The sequence below is a fragment of the Pseudomonas benzopyrenica genome (genome assembly GCF_036884265.1).
GTDB lineage: Bacteria > Pseudomonadota > Gammaproteobacteria > Pseudomonadales > Pseudomonadaceae > Chryseomonas > Chryseomonas benzopyrenica.
The window spans coordinates 1-18,522 of record NZ_CP145723.1 but is presented as its reverse complement, the minus strand read 5'-3'; the positions used below and the strand labels follow the sequence as shown (position 1 = coordinate 18,522).

At 65.6% G+C, this 18,522-nt stretch carries 18 protein-coding genes; 8 read left to right on the top strand and 10 right to left on the bottom strand.

The annotated features are described in order from the left end of the window. Positions 1-182 precede the first annotated feature (182 nt). From def to rsmB, 3 genes are read left to right on the top strand one after another with little or no spacing between them, the layout of a single operon-like run. Entirely contained in the window at positions 183-689 is a 507-nt protein-coding gene (gene def, locus V6W80_RS00090; RefSeq protein WP_338545553.1) for a peptide deformylase, read from the top strand. Positions 690-747: 58 nt separating this feature from the next. Beyond that, on the top strand, positions 748-1,692 hold the full coding sequence (gene fmt, locus V6W80_RS00085) for a methionyl-tRNA formyltransferase (RefSeq protein ID WP_338545552.1): 945 nt from the start codon (positions 748-750) through the stop codon (positions 1,690-1,692). Further along, positions 1,689-2,990 carry a 16S rRNA (cytosine(967)-C(5))-methyltransferase RsmB gene (rsmB, locus tag V6W80_RS00080; RefSeq protein ID WP_338545551.1) on the top strand — a complete coding sequence of 434 codons (1,302 nt, stop codon included), beginning with the start codon at positions 1,689-1,691 and terminating at the stop codon, positions 2,988-2,990. The genes fmt and rsmB overlap by 4 nt, the downstream gene beginning before the upstream one ends. On the opposite strand, the gene V6W80_RS00075 is transcribed toward rsmB, so the two are convergent. Genes V6W80_RS00075 through V6W80_RS00065 form a run of 3 tightly spaced genes read right to left on the bottom strand, consistent with a single transcriptional unit; the run spans position 2,974 to position 4,793 of the window. Further along, positions 2,974-3,474 carry a bactofilin family protein gene (locus tag V6W80_RS00075; RefSeq protein WP_338545550.1) on the bottom strand — a complete coding sequence of 167 codons (501 nt, stop codon included), beginning with the start codon at positions 3,472-3,474 and terminating at the stop codon, positions 2,974-2,976. The two genes, rsmB and V6W80_RS00075, sit on opposite strands and share 17 nt — an antisense overlap. 16 nt (positions 3,475-3,490) lie before the next feature. After that, positions 3,491-3,850: a hypothetical protein gene (locus V6W80_RS00070; protein ID WP_026083892.1), complete on the bottom strand. Its 360-nt coding sequence runs from the start codon at positions 3,848-3,850 to the stop codon at positions 3,491-3,493. After that, complete coding sequence (locus V6W80_RS00065) at positions 3,831-4,793, bottom strand: M23 family metallopeptidase (RefSeq protein ID WP_338545549.1); 963 nt, start codon at positions 4,791-4,793, stop codon at positions 3,831-3,833. The genes V6W80_RS00070 and V6W80_RS00065 overlap by 20 nt, the downstream gene beginning before the upstream one ends. A gap of 217 nt (positions 4,794-5,010) precedes the next feature. Between V6W80_RS00065 and V6W80_RS00060 the strand changes: the two genes are divergently transcribed. After that, on the top strand, positions 5,011-5,328 hold the full coding sequence (locus V6W80_RS00060; protein WP_338545548.1) for a tetratricopeptide repeat protein: 318 nt from the start codon (positions 5,011-5,013) through the stop codon (positions 5,326-5,328). On the opposite strand, the gene V6W80_RS00055 is transcribed toward V6W80_RS00060, so the two are convergent. The 3 genes from V6W80_RS00055 to V6W80_RS00045 all read right to left on the bottom strand — a co-directional run bounded on the left by V6W80_RS00055 (position 5,319) and on the right by V6W80_RS00045 (position 7,322). Further along, positions 5,319-5,591 carry a PilZ domain-containing protein gene (locus V6W80_RS00055; protein WP_338545547.1) on the bottom strand — a complete coding sequence of 91 codons (273 nt, stop codon included), beginning with the start codon at positions 5,589-5,591 and terminating at the stop codon, positions 5,319-5,321. The genes V6W80_RS00060 and V6W80_RS00055 overlap by 10 nt on opposite strands. Before the next feature lie 168 nt (positions 5,592-5,759). Continuing rightward, entirely contained in the window at positions 5,760-6,647 is an 888-nt protein-coding gene (locus V6W80_RS00050) for a lysophospholipid acyltransferase (protein WP_017641485.1), read from the bottom strand. A gap of 90 nt (positions 6,648-6,737) precedes the next feature. Then, a complete protein-coding gene (locus V6W80_RS00045; protein ID WP_338545546.1) occupies positions 6,738-7,322 on the bottom strand; it encodes a DNA-3-methyladenine glycosylase I in 585 nt (194 codons plus the stop codon). 359 nt (positions 7,323-7,681) lie between these two features. Here V6W80_RS00045 and glyQ point away from each other — a divergent pair, with 359 nt between their 5' ends. From glyQ to V6W80_RS00025, 4 genes are read left to right on the top strand one after another with little or no spacing between them, the layout of a single operon-like run. Next, a complete protein-coding gene (gene glyQ, locus V6W80_RS00040) occupies positions 7,682-8,647 on the top strand; it encodes a glycine--tRNA ligase subunit alpha (RefSeq protein WP_338545545.1) in 966 nt (321 codons plus the stop codon). Further along, positions 8,647-10,704: a glycine--tRNA ligase subunit beta gene (gene glyS, locus V6W80_RS00035; protein WP_338547504.1), complete on the top strand. Its 2,058-nt coding sequence runs from the start codon at positions 8,647-8,649 to the stop codon at positions 10,702-10,704. The genes glyQ and glyS overlap by 1 nt, the downstream gene beginning before the upstream one ends. Before the next feature lie 2 nt (positions 10,705-10,706). Continuing rightward, entirely contained in the window at positions 10,707-11,249 is a 543-nt protein-coding gene (gene gmhB / locus V6W80_RS00030) for a D-glycero-beta-D-manno-heptose 1,7-bisphosphate 7-phosphatase (RefSeq protein ID WP_184289315.1), read from the top strand. Further along, the gene (locus tag V6W80_RS00025) at positions 11,249-11,998 is read left to right on the top strand and encodes a lysophospholipid acyltransferase family protein (RefSeq protein WP_068384406.1); all 750 of its coding nucleotides are present in this window, start codon (positions 11,249-11,251) and stop codon (positions 11,996-11,998) included. The genes gmhB and V6W80_RS00025 overlap by 1 nt, the downstream gene beginning before the upstream one ends. Before the next feature lie 385 nt (positions 11,999-12,383). Here the strand turns inward: V6W80_RS00025 and gyrB are convergent, their stop codons facing one another. The 4 genes from gyrB to dnaA are packed head-to-tail and all read right to left on the bottom strand — an operon-like array spanning position 12,384 to position 18,522. After that, on the bottom strand, positions 12,384-14,804 hold the full coding sequence (gene gyrB / locus V6W80_RS00020; protein ID WP_338545544.1) for a DNA topoisomerase (ATP-hydrolyzing) subunit B: 2,421 nt from the start codon (positions 14,802-14,804) through the stop codon (positions 12,384-12,386). Continuing rightward, the gene (recF, locus tag V6W80_RS00015) at positions 14,801-15,910 is read right to left on the bottom strand and encodes a DNA replication/repair protein RecF (protein WP_007160137.1); all 1,110 of its coding nucleotides are present in this window, start codon (positions 15,908-15,910) and stop codon (positions 14,801-14,803) included. Before recF ends, gyrB begins: the two co-directional genes overlap by 4 nt. 10 nt (positions 15,911-15,920) lie before the next feature. Continuing rightward, positions 15,921-17,024, bottom strand: coding sequence for a DNA polymerase III subunit beta (gene dnaN / locus V6W80_RS00010; protein ID WP_007160136.1), 1,104 nt, complete (start codon positions 17,022-17,024; stop codon positions 15,921-15,923). A gap of 28 nt (positions 17,025-17,052) precedes the next feature. Beyond that, complete coding sequence (gene dnaA / locus V6W80_RS00005) at positions 17,053-18,522, bottom strand: chromosomal replication initiator protein DnaA (protein ID WP_017641477.1); 1,470 nt, start codon at positions 18,520-18,522, stop codon at positions 17,053-17,055.

The window sequence follows — 18,522 nt, the reverse complement described above, 5'->3', positions numbered from 1 at the left end:
ACGTCGGGGAATCGCCCCAGTCGTGCCCTGATCGCCACCTTCGTCGGCACCGGGCAGCGCAGGCGCTCATCCCCGTCGACCGACGTCATCCACCGCTCGGGACCAGCCCGAGGCGGGTGGAAACAACGCTGCGGCATCTTAGCAGCGCCCCTTGACTGTATTCCACAAGTGCCCTCAACGCCATGGCGACCCTAGACATCCTCGAATTCCCCGATCCCCGCCTGCGCACCGTCGCCAAGCCCATCGACGTGGTCGACGATGCCCTGCGCCAGACCATCGACGACATGTTCGAGACCATGTACGAAGCGCCCGGCATCGGTCTGGCCGCCACCCAGGTCAATGTTCATCGCCGCCTGGTGGTGATCGACGTCAGCGAAGACAAGAGCGAACCGCTGGTCTTCATCAACCCCGAGGCCGAGCCGCTCACCCAGGAACTGGGCGAGTACCAAGAAGGCTGCCTGTCGATCCCCGGTTTCTACGAAAAGGTCTGCCGCCCCGAGCGCGTCCGGGTCAAGGCCCTGGATCGCGACGGCAAGCCCTTCGAGCTGGAATGCGACGGCCTCTTGGCGGTATGCATCCAGCACGAGATCGATCACCTCGACGGCAAGCTGTTCGTCGACTACCTGTCGCCGCTCAAGCGCGATCGCATCAAGAAGAAGCTCGAAAAGCAGCAGCGCCACAAGGCCTGATCGCACTGGCGGACGGCGTCATCGGCGTCCGCCGCTCGCCCTTTCCGCCAGGTCCGCCATGTCCAGATCCCTTCGCCTCGTCTTCGCCGGAACCCCGGAATTCGCCGCCGTGCACCTGCAGGCGCTGATCGACGCCGGTTATCCCATTGCCGCCGTCTATACCCAGCCGGACCGTCCCGCCGGGCGGGGGCAGAAACTGGCCATGAGCCCGGTCAAGCAGCTGGCACTGAGCCACGGCATTCCCGTGCAGCAGCCGCCGATCCTGCGCGATCCCGCGGCCCAGGCCACCCTGGCGGCGCTGGAACCCGATCTGCTGGTGGTGGTGGCCTACGGCCTGATCCTGCCCCAGGCGGTGCTGGACATCCCGCGCCTGGGTTGCATCAACAGCCATGCCTCGCTGCTGCCGCGCTGGCGCGGCGCCGCGCCCATCCAGCGCGCCTTGGAAGCCGGCGATGCCGAGTCCGGGGTCACCGTGATGCGCATGGAAGCCGGTCTGGATACCGGCCCCATGCTGAGCAAGGTGACCACGCCGCTGACCGCCACGGACACCGGTGGCAGCCTGCACGATCGCCTGGCCGCCTTGGGCGCCGCCGCCGTGGTCCAGGCCCTGCCGGGTCTGGCCGACGGCAGTCTGCAGGGCGAGGTACAGGACGACAACCTGGCCACCTACGCCCACAAGCTCAACAAGGACGAGGCCCGGTTGGACTGGGGTCGGCCGGCGGTGGAACTGGAGCGCCGTATCCGCGCCTTCGATCCCTGGCCGCTGTGCCACACCGCCCTGGCCGGTGAACCGCTCAAGGTTTGGGCCGCCGAACTGGCGGAAGGGCAGGGCGTTCCCGGCATGGTGCTCGACGCCGATCGCGCAGGCCTGCTGGTGGCCTGTGGCGAGGGCGCCCTGCGTCTGACCCGGCTGCAACTGCCCGGTGGCAAGCCACTGGGCTTCGCCGATCTCTATAACGCCCGTCGCGAGCGCTTCGCCCCCGGTCAGGTGCTGGGTCTATGAATCCGCGACTGGCGGCTACCCGCGCCCTGGCGGCGGTCCTTGCCGGACGTGCCTCCCTGGGCAGCAGCCTGCCCGAGCAACTGGCCAAGGTTGATCCGCGTGACCGCGCCCTGGCCCAGGATCTGGCCTTCGGCACCGCCCGCTGGCAGCCGCGCCTGTCGCTGCTGGCGGAAAAGCTCATGGAAAAACCCTTCAAGGCTGGCGACCGCGATCTCGAAGCCCTGCTGCTGATCGGGCTCTACCAGCTGTTCCATACCCGCATCCCGGCCCATGCCGCCATCGGCGAGACGGTAGGCTGCGTCGACAAACTGAAGAAATCCTCGGCCAAGGGTCTGCTCAACGCCGTGCTGCGCCGCGCCCAGCGTGAATACGACAGCCTGCTGCCAGGCCTGGAACATGATCCGGCCGCGCGCCTGGCCCATCCACGCTGGCTGCAGAAGACGCTCAAGGCACGCTGGCCGGTGCAGTGGGAAGCCGTCGCCACGGCCAACAACCTGCATCCGCCACTGATCCTCAGGGTCAATCGCCGTCAGGGCAGTCGCGACAGCTATCTGGCCGAGCTGGCCGCCGCCGGCATCGAGGCCGTGCCCTGCGCCTTCGGCGCCGACGGCATCCGCCTGCTGCAGCCCCAGGACGTCACCGCCCTGCCGGGCTTTGCCACGGGGCGTCTCAGCGTGCAGGACGAAGCCGCGCAGTTGGCCGCCGAGCTGCTGGAGCTGGCGCCCGGACAACGGGTGCTGGACGCTTGCGCCGCGCCCGGTGGCAAGACCTGCCACCTGCTGGAACGCGAACCGGCGCTGGCTGAGGTGGTGGCGCTGGACGCCGATGCCGGTCGCCTGGAGCGCGTCGAGCAGAATCTGGCACGGCTGGGCCTCACCGCCCGCACCCTGGCCGCCGACGGCCGCGCCGTAACCGACTGGTGGGACGGCACGCCCTTCCAGCGCATCCTGCTGGACGCTCCCTGCAGCGCCACCGGGGTGATCCGCCGCCATCCGGACATCAAGCTGACCCGTCAGGCCAGCGATATCGCGCCCCTGGTGCAGTTGCAGGGCGAATTGCTGGACGCCCTCTGGCCGACGCTGGACGTCGGCGGCATCCTGGTCTACGCCACCTGCTCGGTGTTGCCGGAAGAGAACAGCGACAACCTCGCCGCCTTTCTCGCCCGCACCCCGGGCGCCCGCGAACTGGATATCCCCGCGCCCTGGGGCCTCGCCCAGCCCCATGGTCGCCAGCTCCTGCCGCAGCCCGAAGGCCACGACGGCTTCTATTACTGCAAGCTGATCAAGATTGCTCGCTAGCCTCTGGCGGTAGCGGCTGGTTCGTATCCTGCTGCGGACGCTTCTCCGCGGTGGCGGCTGGGTGCGGCAACTGCGCGCGTACCTCCGCCTGGGGCAGCTCCAGCACCGGGGAGCCTTCTTCGAGGCGACTCAGGGTGCCTTCCACCACGGCGCCGTTCTCCATGCTCAGCTGGCGATAGGTGATGTTGCCCTGCACCCGCGCATTGGAATGCAGCTCCAGCAGATGCTCGACCCGCAGATCGCCGACGATGGTGCCATCGATCAGGGCGTCGTAGCTGCTCACGTCGCCCTCCACCACGCCATTGGCACTGATCGCCAGCAGGCTGGTGGTGCCGGACTTGAAACTGATGCTGCCGCATACCCGGCCGTCGACTTTGAGGCCATCGCTGAACTCCAGATCACCGCGGATCGACAGGTTGTCGGCGATGAGACTGGAAAAGCCATTCACCGCGGGGTGAGGAACCGCCTTCTTTCTGTTGAACATCCGTGCTGCTCTCCAACTAGGGTTTCTGATTCTGGCGACGGAAGAAGGCCAGCTCCGCGCTCAGGCGCTCGACCTGCGCCAACAGGGCGGCGTTGCGTTCGAGCAACTGGCGTTCGGTGGCCGCACCCAGTTGCAGATCCAGCGTCTGCTGCGCCAGACGATCGCGCAGGTGCTGATTCTCGGCTTGCAGGTGATTCAGTTCCGCCTGGTATCCCTGGTGGATCCGCTGCCCGACCACCAGCAACGCGAGCGGTATCAACAGCAGCAGGCACAAACCAACCCAGCCGGCCAGTCGCCGTCGCGGGACCGGCTGCAGGCGAAATTCGCCGCGCAGCAGCTCGCGACTCGACGCTCGACTAGTCGCGCGCCTGGCCATCGCGCTCGGGCTCCAGTCGGCCCAGGGCAAGAAAGCGCTGGGGGTCGAGGAATTGGCCGTCACGCAAGACCTCGAAATGCAGATGAGGCCCGGTCGAGCGTCCAGTGGAGCCCACCGCACCCAGGAGTTGCCCGGGGGTGACCACCTGGCCTTCCTTGACGAAGATGCGGCTCAGATGGGCATAGCGGGTGACCAGGCCATTGCCGTGAGCGACCTCCACCCGATTGCCATAGCCACCCAGGGCGCCCGTGACCTGGACACGCCCCCCGGCAGCGGCGTGTACCTGGGTGCCAGTGGGCGCGGCGAAGTCGACACCGGAATGAAACGCCAGGTGACCGGTAAAGGGATCGACCCGATTGCCGAACAGCGATCCCAGACGGGCCTGTTCCACTGGGCGTAGCGAGGGAATCGCCATCAGGGCGGCATTGCGACTGGCCACCCGGTTCAGCAGCAGATCCAGTTGTTGACGCAGGCAGAGCGCTACCTGTTCGCTGGCACCCAGCATGCGCAGAGGCAAGCCCTGGCTGGCGGCGCCGGCGTTACAGGATCGCGCCGGCAGCCAGGCACCGCCCTGGGCACCTCGCGTGGAAGGCTCGACCAGCAGACTGGGGTCGACCGCGCTCACCTGGTCGCGCAATTGCCTGTTCTGCTCCAGCATCCGCTGCAGCGCCTGGGTATCGGCCTCCAGCGATTGCAGCCGGCCGACCAGCACGCCCATTCGCTCCAGGGCCACCGGTGTGCTGGCGCTGCCCGGAGTGGCAGCGACAGGGGTGGCTGGAGCTGCAGCAGGCGAAACCCGACCACCCAGCCAGCAGCCCAGAGCGAATGTCAGCAGCGATGTCAGCGTCAGGATCAGCAGCCAGGGGCTCTTTGCCTGACGCGGGTCGACGATGTGGGCACCGTCCCGCACAAGCTTGCGACTGAGGGAAGAAAACAGCTTCATCAGATCCTGCGGCCGTCCTAGGCGCCGATAGATCAGTCAGCTTAAAGTGAAACACGTCACAAAATGATGGCAAAAGGCCTGTTCCAGACCAACCTGCCCGTCCACCTGACATATGGCACTTTCAGCGCCGGATCGCCAGGCTGCCGGTAGTCGGGGCAGAATGTTCGGCTCAAGGTCGTGAATCGGCCCGTCCCTTCCGCTGCTACCGGAGTCCGCCATGCTCGAATCCCTGGAGAAAATGCTCGCTCGCGGCCAGGACAACGCCCTGCTCAGGTTCGGACTGGGCAAGGGCTCTCTGGATGCCGGGGAGCCCGCGCGGGCGATCGAGCACCTGGCGCGCTGCGTCGAATTCGATCCGGCCTATTCGGCGGCCTGGAAACTGTTGGGCAAGGCCCATGAGGGGAGTGGCGATCTGGCCAGCGCCGAGGCGGCCTGGACCCAGGGCCTGCAGGCGGCGCAGGCCAAGGGCGACAAGCAGGCGGAAAAGGAGATGACGGTGTTTCTCAAGCGCCTGGCGCGCCGCGCTCAGTCCTGATCGCGCAGGAACCTGAGGCCCGCGCCGTCGGCGTCGGTGCGCATGACTTCCATGGTCACCTTGGGCGCTTCGATCGGCAGATCGAGTACCTGGCCGACCACGCGGGTGCCCTGCGGTAGCCGGGCCAGCTCGGGATGCACCACATAGACGCCGCCATCGGACAGGTCGCGGGTCTCACCGACGATCTCGCCATCCGGATAGGCGATCCACAGCCGGCACTTGAGTGGGGTACGGGTATGTTGGCGCTGATCGCGCGAATTCATCGCCTGACTCCCTGGCTTGAGCGTTCCCTAGAGGTCCGGGCAGCTTCCGGCAAAGCCCAGCGGCTGTCAGCCGCGCGCCGACCGAACGGTCCTGGCGAAGCACCGAGCGATAGGTCATGGGACTACCTCCTGCCCCTCAGCGCCCGGGCAGGCCCCGGGCGAAAGACCTCAGTACCACTTCTCCTCGCCATCCGGGCGATTCTTGAACCTCTTCATGCTCCACATGTACTGGGTCGGATAGCGCCGTACGTAGCCGGCCAGCACCTCGCTCATGGCGGCCACCGAGACCTCCGGATCCGGGTCGTACATGGCTGCGGGCGCGGCTTCCAGGATCACCTTGTAACCACTGCCGTCTGCCAGGCGCACGGCATGGAAGAACACCCCGCGGGCCTTGCCGCGCGCCAGCAGCGAGGGCACGAACTTGCTGGTCAAGGCAGTGGTGCCGAGGAAGGGCACGAAGAGGCCGGCGCTGCGACTTGGCTCGGGATCGGCCGGAATCCCCACGGCGCCGCCGCGGCGGACTTCCTTGATCACGCTGATGATGCCTTCCGGGGTGGAGGGCGCCACGCGGTTGCCCAGCTGGACCCGCTGGCGCTTGAGCAGGTCGTCCACCGCCTTCAGCTTGGGCGGCCGATAGAAGATGATCGGCTTGGCATGGGAGCAATAGAAGTGGTTGAGCAACTCCCAGTTGCCCAGATGGCTGGTGATGCCCACCACGCCATCGCCGGAGGCTAGAGCCTCCTGCAGGACGTCCATGCCTTCCACCTCGCGCACCAGGCGCAGGGAGCGCTGGGGCGACCAGATCCAGGCGCAGGCGCTTTCGGTCAGGGTCTTGCCGATGCCGCGCAGGCACTCGCGCGACAGCCGTTCCAGGCCGGCGGCATCGAGTTCGGGGAAACAGTGGGCGAGGTTGATGCGGGTAACCTTGCTGGCGCGGGTCGGCAGCTTCCACATGCACCAGCCGATGAATCCACCCAGGCGCTGGACCAATGGCCAGGGCAGCAGGGCGAAAAGGCGCAGGAAGGCGATCATCAGCGCGCCTTTGAATCTTTCCAAAAGAGGGACTCCTGTCTGAATGCGCCGACAGTTTAGCGTCTACAAGCCCCGGAAACGTTAAGAAAGCGTAAGGTTCGCGCCAACTGACGCCTATACATTCGACTTTTCCTGCGGTTCTGCCGACAAAGACGCCAGCTCGGCATGGCGGTCGCAATCGAGGGTGTGGTCCATCACCAGCCCCATGGCCTGCATGAAGGCATAGCAGATGGTCGGGCCGACAAAGGTGAAACCGGCTTTCTTGAGCGCCTTGCTCATGGCCTCGGCTTCCGGGGTGATCGCCGGTACCTCATGGCGGTCGCGAAAATGGTTGATCTTCGGCGCACCGCCGACGAAGGACCATAGCCAGCCAGCCGGGTCTTCGAGCCTGAGCCAGGCCTGGGCATTCTGACGGGCGGCGCGCAGCTTGGCGCCGTTGCGGATGATGCCCGGATCCTGCATCAGCGCCTCGATCTCGGCATCGCTCAGCTGCGCCAGGCGCCGGGGATCGAAGCCGTGCAGCACCTGGCGATAGCGCTCGCGCTTCTTCAGCACGGTGATCCACGACAGCCCGGCCTGAAAGCCTTCCAGCAAGAGAAATTCGAAGAGCACCGCCGGATCGCGCTGGGGCACGCCCCATTCGTGGTCGTGATACTCGATGTACAGCGGATCGGCGGTGCACCAGAAGCAACGCGGCATGGCGAAGGCTCGGACGGCGAGGGGAGACGTCACCTTAGCGCAGTTGCCAGGTCGATGAGACGAATCCAACGGCCTCACCAGGCGCTTTTCCACGCTATCAGGTTGCCAGCGTATCGCAGCCATGGCAGCACTAGACCGTAGGTTGGGTTGAGACGGCGCTATCGTCGAAGCCCAACATCGCCGGCGCCCCGAGACACTGTTGGGCTTCGCTACGCTCAACCCAACCTACGCGCTGGCCCACGGTTGCGATAACGGGAGCAGGCACTTTCCCGTCGGGCAGCCCTAAAGCCCCCATGTGGCCACCCCCGGCTTTCAGCTATACTCCCCGGCTTTTCGTCGCAGCCGAACGGGTATCTTTCGTGAGCCAGTCCAAGCCCACCGTGCGCACCTTCCAAGACTTGATCCTGGCCTTGCAGCAATACTGGGCCGAGCAGGGCTGCGTGGTACTTCAGCCCTATGACATGGAAGTTGGCGCCGGTACCTTCCACACCGCCACCTTCCTGCGCGCCATTGGTCCCGAGACCTGGAACGCCGCCTATGTGCAGCCCAGCCGCCGCCCCACCGACGGCCGCTATGGCGAGAACCCCAACCGCCTGCAGCACTACTACCAGTTCCAGGTGGTCCTCAAGCCCAATCCGGACAACTTCCAGGAGCTCTACCTGGGCTCCCTGGCCGCCATCGGTCTGGATCCGCTGGTGCACGACGTGCGCTTCGTCGAGGACAACTGGGAATCGCCCACCCTGGGCGCCTGGGGTCTGGGCTGGGAAGTCTGGCTCAACGGCATGGAAGTCACCCAGTTCACCTACTTCCAGCAGGCCGGCGGTATCGAATGCTACCCGGTGACCGGCGAGATCACCTATGGCCTCGAACGCCTGGCCATGTACCTGCAGGGCGTGGACTCGGTCTATGACCTGATCTGGGCCGACGGCCCCTTCGGCACCGTGACCTACGGCGACGTCTTCCACCAGAACGAGGTGGAGCAGAGCACCTACAACTTCGAGCACGCCAATGTGCCCAAGCTGTTCGAGCTGTTCGACTTCTACGAGTCCGAGGCCAATCGCCTGATCGCCCTGGACCTGCCGCTGCCCACCTACGAGATGGTGCTCAAGGCTTCCCACACCTTCAACCTGCTGGACGCCCGCCGCGCCATCTCGGTGACCGAGCGCCAGCGTTACATCCTGCGCGTGCGCACCCTGGCGCGCAGCGTCGCCCAGGGCTACTTCAAGGCCCGTGCCCACCTGGGCTTCCCCCTGGCCACCCCGGCGCTGCGTGACGAGGTCCTGGGTCGCGACGATGTCCAGGCGCTGCTCAAGGAGGGCGAATGATGAGCACCACTCTGGATTTCCTGGTCGAACTGGGTACCGAAGAACTGCCGCCCAAGGCGCTCAAGACCCTCGGCGACAGCTTTCTCGCCGGCATCGAGAAGGGCCTCAAGCAGGCCGGCCTTGGCTACACCAGCGCCCGCGCCTATGCCGCGCCGCGCCGCCTGGCCGTGCTGGTCGAAGCCCTGCAGACCCAGCAGCCCGAGCGTAGCGTCAACCTGGACGGCCCGCCGCTCCAGGCCGCCTTTGGCGCCGATGGCCAGCCGACCCAGGCCGCCCTGGGCTTCGCCCGCAAGTGCGGCGTCGACATCAGCGCCATCGATCGCAGCGGCCCCAAGCTGAGATTCTCCCAGAGCATCCCCGGTCAGCCCGCCGCCGCGCTGCTGCCCGGCATCGTCGAAGCCTCCCTCGCCGAGCTGCCGATTCCCAAGCGCATGCGCTGGGCCGCCCGCCGCGAGGAATTCGTCCGGCCGACCCAGTGGCTGGTGATGCTGCTCGGTGACGAGGTCATCGACTGCGAGATCCTCACCCGCCGTGCCGGCCGTGAGTCCCGCGGCCATCGCTTCCATCATCCCGATGCCGTGCGCATCAGCGCCCCGGCCCACTACGCCGCCGACCTGCGTGCCGCCCATGTGCTGGCCGACTTCGCCGAACGCCGCCAGCTCATCGAATCCCGCGTGGCCGAACTGGCCGCGGCGGAGCAGGGCAGCGCCGTGGTGCCGCCCGCGCTGCTGGACGAGGTGACCGCCCTGGTGGAATGGCCGGTGCCGCTGGTGTGCGCCTTCGAGGAACGCTTCCTCGAGGTGCCCCAGGAAGCCCTGATCACCACCATGCAGGACAACCAGAAGTACTTCTGCTTGCTGGACGCCCAGGGCAAGCTGCTGCCGCGCTTCATCACCGTGGCCAACCTGGAGAGCAAGGATCCGGCGCAGATCGTCAGCGGCAACGAGAAGGTGGTCCGCCCCCGTCTCACCGACGCTGAGTTCTTCTTCAAGCAGGACCAGAAGCAGCCGCTGGAAAGCTTCAACGAGCGCCTCAAGAACGTGGTCTTCCAGGCCCAGCTCGGTACGGTCTACGACAAGGCCCAGCGAGTCGCTGCCCTGGCCGCGTTCATCGCCGAACGCATCGGCGGTGATGCCGAGCGCGCCCACCGCGCCGGCGTGCTCGCAAAGTGCGACCTGGCCACCGAGATGGTCGGCGAATTCCCCGAGATGCAGGGTATCGCCGGCTACTACTACGCCAAGAAAGGCGGCGAGGCGGAAGACGTGGCCCTGGCGCTCAACGAGCAGTACATGCCGCGTGGCGCTGGCGCCGAACTGCCGCAGACCCTGACCGGTGCGGCCGTGGCCCTGGCCGACAAGCTCGACACCCTGGTCGGCATCTTCGGCATCGGCATGCTGCCCACCGGCAGCAAGGATCCTTTCGCCCTGCGCCGTCAGGCCCTGGGCGTGCTGCGCATCCTCATCGAGAAAGGCCTGGAGCTGGATCTGCCGGCCGCCGTCGCCTTCGCCACCGGCGGCTACGGCGAGCGGGTCAAGGCCGCGGGCCTGCAGGAGCAGGTGCTGGACTTCGTCTTCGACCGGCTGCGCGCCCGCTACGAGGACGAAGGCATCGACACCGCCGCCTACCTGGCCGTGCGCGCCCTGCGCCCGGCCTCGGCGCTGGACTTCGACCAGCGCGTCCAGGCCGTGCAAGCCTTCCGTCGCCTGCCCGAAGCCGAAGCCTTGGCCGCCGCCAACAAGCGCGTCTCCAACCTGCTCGGCAAGTTCGAAGGTCAGGTCGCGGCCCAGGCCGATGCCGCCCTGTTCGAGACCGACGCCGAGCGCACCCTGGCCGCCGCCATCGCCGACGCCGAGCGGGATGCCGCGCCCCTGGCCGAAGCCCGCCGTTACCGCGAAGCCCTGGAACGCCTGGCCAGTCTACGCGCTCCGGTAGATGCCTTCTTCGACGAGGTGCTGGTCAACGCCGAGGACGAGCGCGTCCGCGCCAATCGCTACGCGCTGCTCGCCCACCTGCGCGGCCTGTTCCTCGGCATCGCCGACATCTCGGTGCTGGGCTAGGCATGAAGCTGATCGTGCTGGACCGCGACGGCGTCATCAATGTCGATTCCGATGACTACGTGCGCAGCGCCGAGCAGTGGCAACCGCTGCCCGGCAGCCTTGCTGCCATCGCTCGGCTGAACCGGGCCGGCTGGCAGGTGGCCGTGGCCACCAACCAGTCAGGTCTGGCCCGGGGCTATTTCACGGAAGATGACCTGGCGGCCATGCACGAGAAGCTGCAACGCTTGCTGGCCGAGGAGGGCGGTCGGGTCGATCTGATCCTCTACTGCCCCCATGGCCCGGAAGCGGGCTGTAACTGCCGCAAGCCGCTGCCCGGCCTGTTCCGCGCCATCGCCACCCAGTATGGGCGCCCTGATCTCGCGGGAGTCCCCGTGGTCGGCGACAGCCTGCGCGACCTGGAAGCCGGCGTGGCCCTGGGCTGCACCCCCTATCTGGTGCGCACCGGCAAGGGCGAGCGCACCCTGGCCAAGCCTTTACCAGCCGGCACCCAGGTCTTCGCCGACCTGGCCGCGGTGGCTGATCACCTGCTCGAGGAAACGCGCTGATGCGGCTCTTGCGTACCCTGTTGTTCTACGTGCTGCTGGGGACCAGCGGCATCCTCTGGTCCTGCGTCAGCCTGCTGATCGCGCCCTTCCTGGCCTATCGCGCCCGCTATCGGCTGGTGGTCAAGGCCTGGACCGGCTTTGCCGTCTGGCTGGCCAAGGTCATCTGCGGCATTCGCTACGAGATCGACGGCCTGGAAAACGTCCCGGCGCAGCCCTGCGTGATCGTGGCCAACCACCAGAGCACCTGGGAAACCTTCTTCCTGTCCGCCCAGTTCGAACCCACCTCCCAGGTGATCAAGCGCGAGTTGCTGCGGATTCCCTTCTTTGGCTGGGCCTTCTCGCTGCTCAAGCCCATCGCCATCGACCGCGACAACGGCAAGCTGGCTCTCCAGCAGCTGACCGAGCAGGGCGGCCGCTACCTGGCCCAGGGCTGCTGGGTACTGATCTTTCCCCAGGGCACGCGCATCGATTACGGTCAGATGGGCAAGTTCTCCCGCGGTGGCGCCGCCCTGGCCTGCAGCCTGAACGTGCCCATCCTGCCCATCGCCCACGATGCCGGCGCCTACTGGCCCAATCGTTCCTGGATCAAGTCGCCGGGAACCATCAAGGTCAGCATCGGCCCCTTGCTCTATCCCCAGGGCCAGGATCCCCGCGCCATTGTCGATCTCAATGCCCGCTGCTTCGCCTTCATCGAACAGGCCCTCGCCCCCAAGCCCGACGCCAGCCCGGTCGAGCGCTGCGTCGCCTGATCGCCAGGCCGCAAGGCCTGGCTGTTTCCGACAGTTTTCCTCGCGTTTCCCACAGACTTATCCACAGGACATCCTGAGGTTTTCCTGCGCCCTGATCGTGGGCCGCTACCGCGAATCCCCTGTCATCCACAAGTACCAATAAGCTTATTCCCAGGCTTATCCACAGGATCGCCCGTTATAGCCTGTGTCTCTATGCCGCATGGCACGGCCTCTTTGTGCTGCTTTCCAGGCTTTGCGAAAAGCAGCTGAGGAAAACTATCCACAAAACCTCTGGCTATAAGATGAGTGGCAATCCTTCCCAGGGAACGAAACGGCATCTTCGTCTAGCCAGAATGTTTTCCACAAAAAAGCCCCGCATGGCGGGGCTTGTGCATAACCGCTGGAATCAGACGTCGAGGTTCGACACCGCCAGGGCATTGCTCTCGATGAAATCGCGACGCGGCTCCACGTGATCGCCCATCAGGGTGTTGAAGATCTGGTCGGCCGCCACGGCGTCCTCGATGGTCACCTGCAACATGCGACGCACGTTCGGGTCCATGGTGGTTTCCCACAGCTGATCCGGATTCATCTCGCCCAGGCCCTTGTAGCGCTGGATGTTGAATCTCTTGCTGGTCTCGACCATCAGCCACTCCCAGGCTTCCTTGAAGGTGCTGACCGGGCGACGGCGTTCGCCGCGCTTGGCATAGGCGCCTTCTTCCAGCAGGTTGTCCAGCTGGGCAGCCAGCTCGGTCACCAGGCGGTAATCGTTGCTGCCGAAGAAATCCCGGTTGAAGGTCACGTAGCTGGACAGGCCATGGGCCCGGGTCTCGACCTCCGGCAGCCACAGGCTGCGCTCGCGATCTTCGCGCAGGCTCAAGGTGTAGGTGGTGCCATTGCGCTCGGCGGCCTTCAGGCGCGCCTCGAGAGTGGCTAGCCACTCGCGCATGGCCGCCTCGTCACCCAGCTGCTCCACGCCCACGCGGGGCAGGTACAGCAGGTGTTCGCTGACGTCGGCCGGATACAGCCGCGACAGACGCTTGAAGGTCTTCATCACCTGGCGATAGCTGTTCACCAGCTTTTCGAGTTCCACACCGGACAGACCCGGGGCGTTCTCGTTGACGTGCAGGCTGGCTTCCTCCAGGGCGGTCTGGGTCAGGTATTCCTCCATCGCCTCATCGTCCTTGATGTACTGCTCCTGCTTGCCACGCTTCACCTTGTACAGCGGCGGCTGAGCGATGTAGATGTAGCCCCGCTCGATCAGCAGCGGCATCTGGCGGAAGAAGAAGGTCAGCAGCAGGGTACGGATGTGCGAGCCGTCGACATCGGCATCGGTCATGATGATGATGTTGTGGTAGCGCAGCTTGTCGATGTTGAATTCTTCGCGACCGATGCCGCAGCCCAGCGCGGTGATCAGGGTGCCCACCTCCTGGGAGGAGAGCATCTTGTCGAAGCGCGCCTTCTCGACGTTGAGGATCTTGCCCTTGAGCGGCAGGATCGCCTGGGTGCGCCGATTGCGGCCCTGCTTGGCCGAACCACCGGCGGAGTCACCCTCCACGATGTAGAGTTCGGACAGCGCCGGATCCTTTTCCTGGCAATCCGCCAGCTTGCCGGGCAGGCCGGCGATGTCCAGCGCGCCCTTGCGGCGAGTCATCTCCCGCGCCTTGCGCGCCGCTTCCCGGGCCCGGGCCGCGTCGATCATCTTGCCGACCACCGCCTTGGCCTCGTTGGGATTCTCCAGCAGGAAGTCGGAGAAGTGCTTGCCCATCTCCTGTTCCACCGCGGTCTTCACCTCGGAGGAAACCAGCTTATCCTTGGTCTGGGAAGAGAACTTGGGATCCGGCACCTTGACCGAGATGATGGCAGTCAGGCCTTCGCGGGCGTCGTCACCGGTGGTGGCCACCTTGAACTTCTTGGCCAGGCCCTCGGCCTCGATGTAGCTGTTCAGGTTGCGCGTCAGCGCCGAACGGAAGCCCGCCAGGTGGGTGCCGCCGTCGCGCTGGGGAATGTTGTTGGTGAAGCAGAGGATGTTCTCGTTGAAGCTGTCGTTCCACTGCAGGGCCACTTCCACGCCGACGCCATCGTCGTCGCGCTGCACCTGGAAGTGGAACACCTCGTTCACCGCGGTCTTGTTGGTGTTCAGGTAGTCGACGAAGGCGCGCAGGCCGCCTTCGTACTTGAACAGCTCTTCCTTGCCGCTGCGCTCGTCGCGCAGGACGATGCCGACGCCGGAGTTGAGGAAGGACAGTTCGCGAATCCGCTTGGCCAGGATGTCCCAGCTGAACTGGATGTTGTTGAAGGTCTCGGCCGAAGGCTTGAAGTGCACCTGGGTACCGGTGGTGTCGGTCTCGCCGATCACCGCCAGCGGCGCCTGGGGTACGCCGTGGACATAGACCTGCTCCCACACCTGGCCGGCACGGCGAATGGTCAGCCGCAGCTCCTCGGACAGGGCGTTCACCACCGAGACGCCCACGCCGTGCAGGCCGCCGGACACCTTGTAGGTGTTGTCGTCGAACTTACCGCCGGCGTGCAGCACGGTCATGATGACCTCGGCCGCTGAGACGCCTTCTTCCTTGTGGATGTCCACCGGGATGCCGCGACCGTTGTCGCGCACGGTGATGGACTCGTCCATGTGGATGGTGATGCTGATCTCGCTGCAGAAGCCGGCCAGGGCCTCATCGATGGAGTTGTCCACCACCTCGAAGACCATGTGGTGCAGGCCGGTGCCGTCATCGGTATCGCCGATGTACATGCCGGGGCGCTTGCGCACGGCATCCAGTCCCTTCAGCACCTTGATGCTGGAAGAGTCGTAGGTATTGGTCTCGCTCATGCTTGGCTCCCGCTAGTGTGGGTCTGCTTGATATGGCCGTGTTCCACGTGAAACACGCTGACCTCTGTCTCCGGCCGCCAGGCGGCCTGTAGCGTCTCGCGCTCGACACAGGTGATGAAGACTTGGCACTCCAGTGCCTCCAGCAGCCGGCACAAGGCCAACCGGTGTCCCTCGTCCAGTTCCGAAGGCAGGTCGTCGATGAGATAGACGCACTGGCCCCGCTTGACCTGGTTGACCAGCCGCCCCTGGGCGATGCGCAGTGCGCACACCACCAGCTTCTGCTGGCCGCGCGACAGGATGTCCGCCGCGTTGTGGTTGCCGATGCGGATCCGCAGGTCGGCGCGCTGGGGACCGGCCTGGGTATGCCCCAGCTGCAGATCCCGTGGCAAGCTGTCTGCCAACACCTCGCGCAAATCGCGCTCGCGGTCCCAGCCGCGGTAGTAACTCAGGGTCAGGCCATCGAGCTGGATCAGCTCGGCCAGCACCGCGGTGAACTCCGGCTTCAGACGCTGGATATAGGCCTGGCGAAAGCCATCGATCTCGGCGCTGGCCAGGGCCAGTTCCTGATCCCAGGCGGCCTGCGCCGCAGGGTCGATTTTACCACGTCTGAGCCAGTGATTTCGCTGCCTGAGCGCCTTTTGCAGGCGTTGCCACAGGGGCAGGAAACGCTGTTCCTCGTGGAACACGCCCCAGTCGAGAAACTGCCGTCGGATCTTGGGGCTGCCTTCGAGCAGCCGGAAGCCATCGGGGTTGATCAGCTGCAGCGGCAGCACCTCGGCCAGCTGCGCCGCACTACGGGCATTCTCGCCATTGATGCGGATCTGGTAGTCGCCACCGCGCTCGCGCTGGATGCCCAGGTTGCAGTCCTGGCCCCCGGGTAGTCGCACCTGGCCGAACACCGTGCAGCTGGCCTGCTCATGCTGGATGACCGGCGCCAGCTTGGTACTGCGAAAGGAGCGGGCCAGTCCCAGCAGGTGGATGGCTTCCAGCAGGCTGGTCTTGCCGCTGCCGTTCGCACCATGCAGCAGGTTGACCCGTGGCGAGGGCTGAAGCGCGACCGCCTGCAGATTGCGCAGGCGGTCGGCGTTGAAGCGGATCAGCGTCATCGAGCGGCGATCAGAGGCGCATCGGCATCACGACATAGGAGGAATCGTCGTTGCCCGCCTCCTGCAACAGCGCACTGCTGCTGGAATCGGACAGGGTGATGCGCACCTGGTCGGTGGTCATCACGCCCAGCACGTCAAGCAGGTAGCTGACGTTGAAACCGATCTCCAGGCTGCCGCCGTCATAGTCGACCTGCAGCTCTTCCTCGGCTTCTTCCTGCTCCGGGTTGTTGGCCTGGATTTTCATGAAGCCGTTTTCCAGCTGCAGGCGGATGCCTCGGTATTTCTCGTTGGAGAGAATGGCAGTGCGGCTGAAGGCCTCGCGCAGGTGCTGACGCTCGCCCAGTACCAGCTTGTCGCCATGCCGTGGCAGGACGCGCTCGTAATCGGGGAACTTGCCGTCCACCAGCTTGGAGGTAAAGGTGAAGTCGCCGGTGGTGGCGCGGATATGGTGCTGGCCCAGGACCACGTTGACCGGCTCTTCCGGTTCGGTGAGCAGGCGCGACAGCTCCAGGATGCCCTTGCGCGGCACGATGACCTGGTGCTTCTCGGCCTGGTCGACATCGGCCTCCAGCATGCACATGGCCAGGCGGTGACCGTCGGTGGCCACGGCGCGCAGGCGTCCGGTGCTGGCTTCCAGCAGCATGCCGTTGAGGTAGTAGCGCACGTCCTGCTGGGCCATGGCGAAGCCGGTGCGCTCGATCAGACGGCGCAGGCGACCCTGGGGAATGCTGAACTTCAGCGAGCCCGGACCTTCCTCCACGGTGGGAAAGTCGTTGGCCGGCAGGGTGGACAGGGTGAAACGGCTGCGTCCGGCACGGATCAGCAGCTTCTGTTCCTCGGTGCGGATGTCGATCAGCGCATCGGGCTGCAGGCTCTTGCAGATGTCCATGAGCTTGCGCGCCGGCACGGTGATCTCACCGGCTTCGGCGGCTTCTTCCAGATCGACCCGGCCAACCAGCTCGACTTCCAGGTCGGTACCGGTCAGCGATAGCCGCTGGCCTTCCACGACCAGGAGTACGTTGGACAGCACCGGCAGCGTTTGCCGACGTTCCACGACACCGGCCACCAGCTGCAGCGGTTTCAACAGGGCTTCGCGTTGAATGGTGAAATGCATGGTCAGGTCCTTGCCAGGGCCGCGTCCGTCAAGTGGTCAGGGTACGCAGCAGGTTCTTGTAATCCTCGCGAATATCCGCGTCGGATTCCCGAAGTTCGGCGATCTTGCGACAGGCATGCAACACCGTCGTGTGATCGCGTCCGCCAAAGGCGTCGCCGATTTCCGGCAGGCTGTGGTTGGTCAGCTCCTTGGACAGCGCCATGGCGACCTGCCGCGGCCGGGCGACCGAACGCGAGCGGCGTTTGGACAGCAGATCGGCGATCTTGATCTTGTAGTACTCGGCCGCGGTGCGCTGGATGTTGTCGATGCTGACCAGCTTGTCCTGCAGCGCCAGCAGATCCTTGAGCGATTCGCGGATCAGCTCGATGGTGATGTCCCGGCCCATGAAGTGGGCATGGGCGATCACCCGCTTGAGCGCGCCTTCCAGTTCCCGCACGTTGGAGCGGATGCGCTGGGCGATGAAGAAGGCGGCGTCGTGGGGCAGGTCGACCTTGGCTTGGTCGGCCTTCTTCATCAGGATCGCCACCCGCGTCTCCAGCTCCGGCGGCTCCACGGCCACGGTGAGACCCCAGCCGAAGCGCGATTTGAGCCGCTCTTCTAGGCCGTCGATCTCCTTGGGATAGCGGTCGCTGGTGAGGATCACCTGTTGTCCACCTTCGAGCAGGGCGTTGAAGGTGTGGAAAAACTCTTCCTGCGAACGCTCCTTGCGGGCGAAGAACTGGATGTCGTCGATCAGCAGCGCATCCACCGAACGGTAGAAACGCTTGAATTCGTTGATGGCGTTGAGCTGCAGCGCCTTGACCATGTCGGCGACGAAGCGCTCCGAATGCAGATAGACGATCTTGGCGTTCGGATTGCGCTTGAGCAGGTGGTTGCCCACCGCGTGCATCAGGTGGGTCTTACCCAGACCCACGCCCCCATAAAGGAAGAGCGGGTTGTAGCCGTGCTTGGGATTGTCCGCCACCTGCCAGGCCGCGGCGCGGGCCAGCTGGTTGGACTTGCCCTCGACGAAGTTCTCGAAGGTGAAGGTCCGGTTCAGATAGCTGGTGTGCTTGAGCGCACCCTCCACCTGCACGGTACGCTCGGTCTTGACCGCCGGCTCGTCGGCCTCGGCCAGTTCCGCGGTCACGTCTTCCAAGGCGACGCCCGCGGTGACGATATCCGACTGGATCGGTTGCGGCGCCTGTACCGGGGGTGGCAGCGGACTGCTCTGGCTGCTGGGCGTCTGGGCCGGGCGCGGCTTGTTGCTGCGCTTGCTGCCGATCAGCAGCGAAAGCACCGGCGCGATGCCATCGTCGGCATGTTCCTCGAGCAATTCGAGGATACGGCTCAGGTACTTCTCGTTGACCCAGTCGAGCACGAAGCGGTTGGGCGCGAACACCCGCAGCTCATCCCCTTCCGCTTCCACCTGCAGTGGCCGGATCCAGGTATTGAATTGTTGCGAAGGCAGCTCGTCGCGCAGCACATCCACGCAACGTTGCCAGAGTTCGACCGACAC

Excerpts from the sequence above, each read along its gene's own strand:
- V6W80_RS00055 (WP_338545547.1), bottom strand. The coding sequence starts at position 5,591 with ATGAATTCGCGCGATCAGCGCCAACATACCCGTACCCCACTCAAGTGC.
- V6W80_RS00025 (WP_068384406.1), top strand. The coding sequence starts at position 11,249 with ATGCGGCTCTTGCGTACCCTGTTGTTCTACGTGCTGCTGGGGACCAGC.
- V6W80_RS00065 (WP_338545549.1), bottom strand. The coding sequence starts at position 4,793 with ATGAAGCTGTTTTCTTCCCTCAGTCGCAAGCTTGTGCGGGACGGTGCC.
- V6W80_RS00060 (WP_338545548.1), top strand. The coding sequence starts at position 5,011 with ATGCTCGAATCCCTGGAGAAAATGCTCGCTCGCGGCCAGGACAACGCC.
- V6W80_RS00075 (WP_338545550.1), bottom strand. The coding sequence starts at position 3,474 with ATGTTCAACAGAAAGAAGGCGGTTCCTCACCCCGCGGTGAATGGCTTT.
- rsmB (WP_338545551.1), top strand. The coding sequence starts at position 1,689 with ATGAATCCGCGACTGGCGGCTACCCGCGCCCTGGCGGCGGTCCTTGCC.
- V6W80_RS00045 (WP_338545546.1), bottom strand. The coding sequence starts at position 7,322 with ATGCCGCGTTGCTTCTGGTGCACCGCCGATCCGCTGTACATCGAGTAT.
- glyS (WP_338547504.1), top strand. The coding sequence starts at position 8,647 with ATGAGCACCACTCTGGATTTCCTGGTCGAACTGGGTACCGAAGAACTG.
- def (WP_338545553.1), top strand. The coding sequence starts at position 183 with ATGGCGACCCTAGACATCCTCGAATTCCCCGATCCCCGCCTGCGCACC.
- fmt (WP_338545552.1), top strand. The coding sequence starts at position 748 with ATGTCCAGATCCCTTCGCCTCGTCTTCGCCGGAACCCCGGAATTCGCC.
- gyrB (WP_338545544.1), bottom strand. The coding sequence starts at position 14,804 with ATGAGCGAGACCAATACCTACGACTCTTCCAGCATCAAGGTGCTGAAG.
- V6W80_RS00070 (WP_026083892.1), bottom strand. The coding sequence starts at position 3,850 with ATGGCCAGGCGCGCGACTAGTCGAGCGTCGAGTCGCGAGCTGCTGCGC.
- recF (WP_007160137.1), bottom strand. The coding sequence starts at position 15,910 with ATGACGCTGATCCGCTTCAACGCCGACCGCCTGCGCAATCTGCAGGCG.
- gmhB (WP_184289315.1), top strand. The coding sequence starts at position 10,707 with ATGAAGCTGATCGTGCTGGACCGCGACGGCGTCATCAATGTCGATTCC.
- dnaN (WP_007160136.1), bottom strand. The coding sequence starts at position 17,024 with ATGCATTTCACCATTCAACGCGAAGCCCTGTTGAAACCGCTGCAGCTG.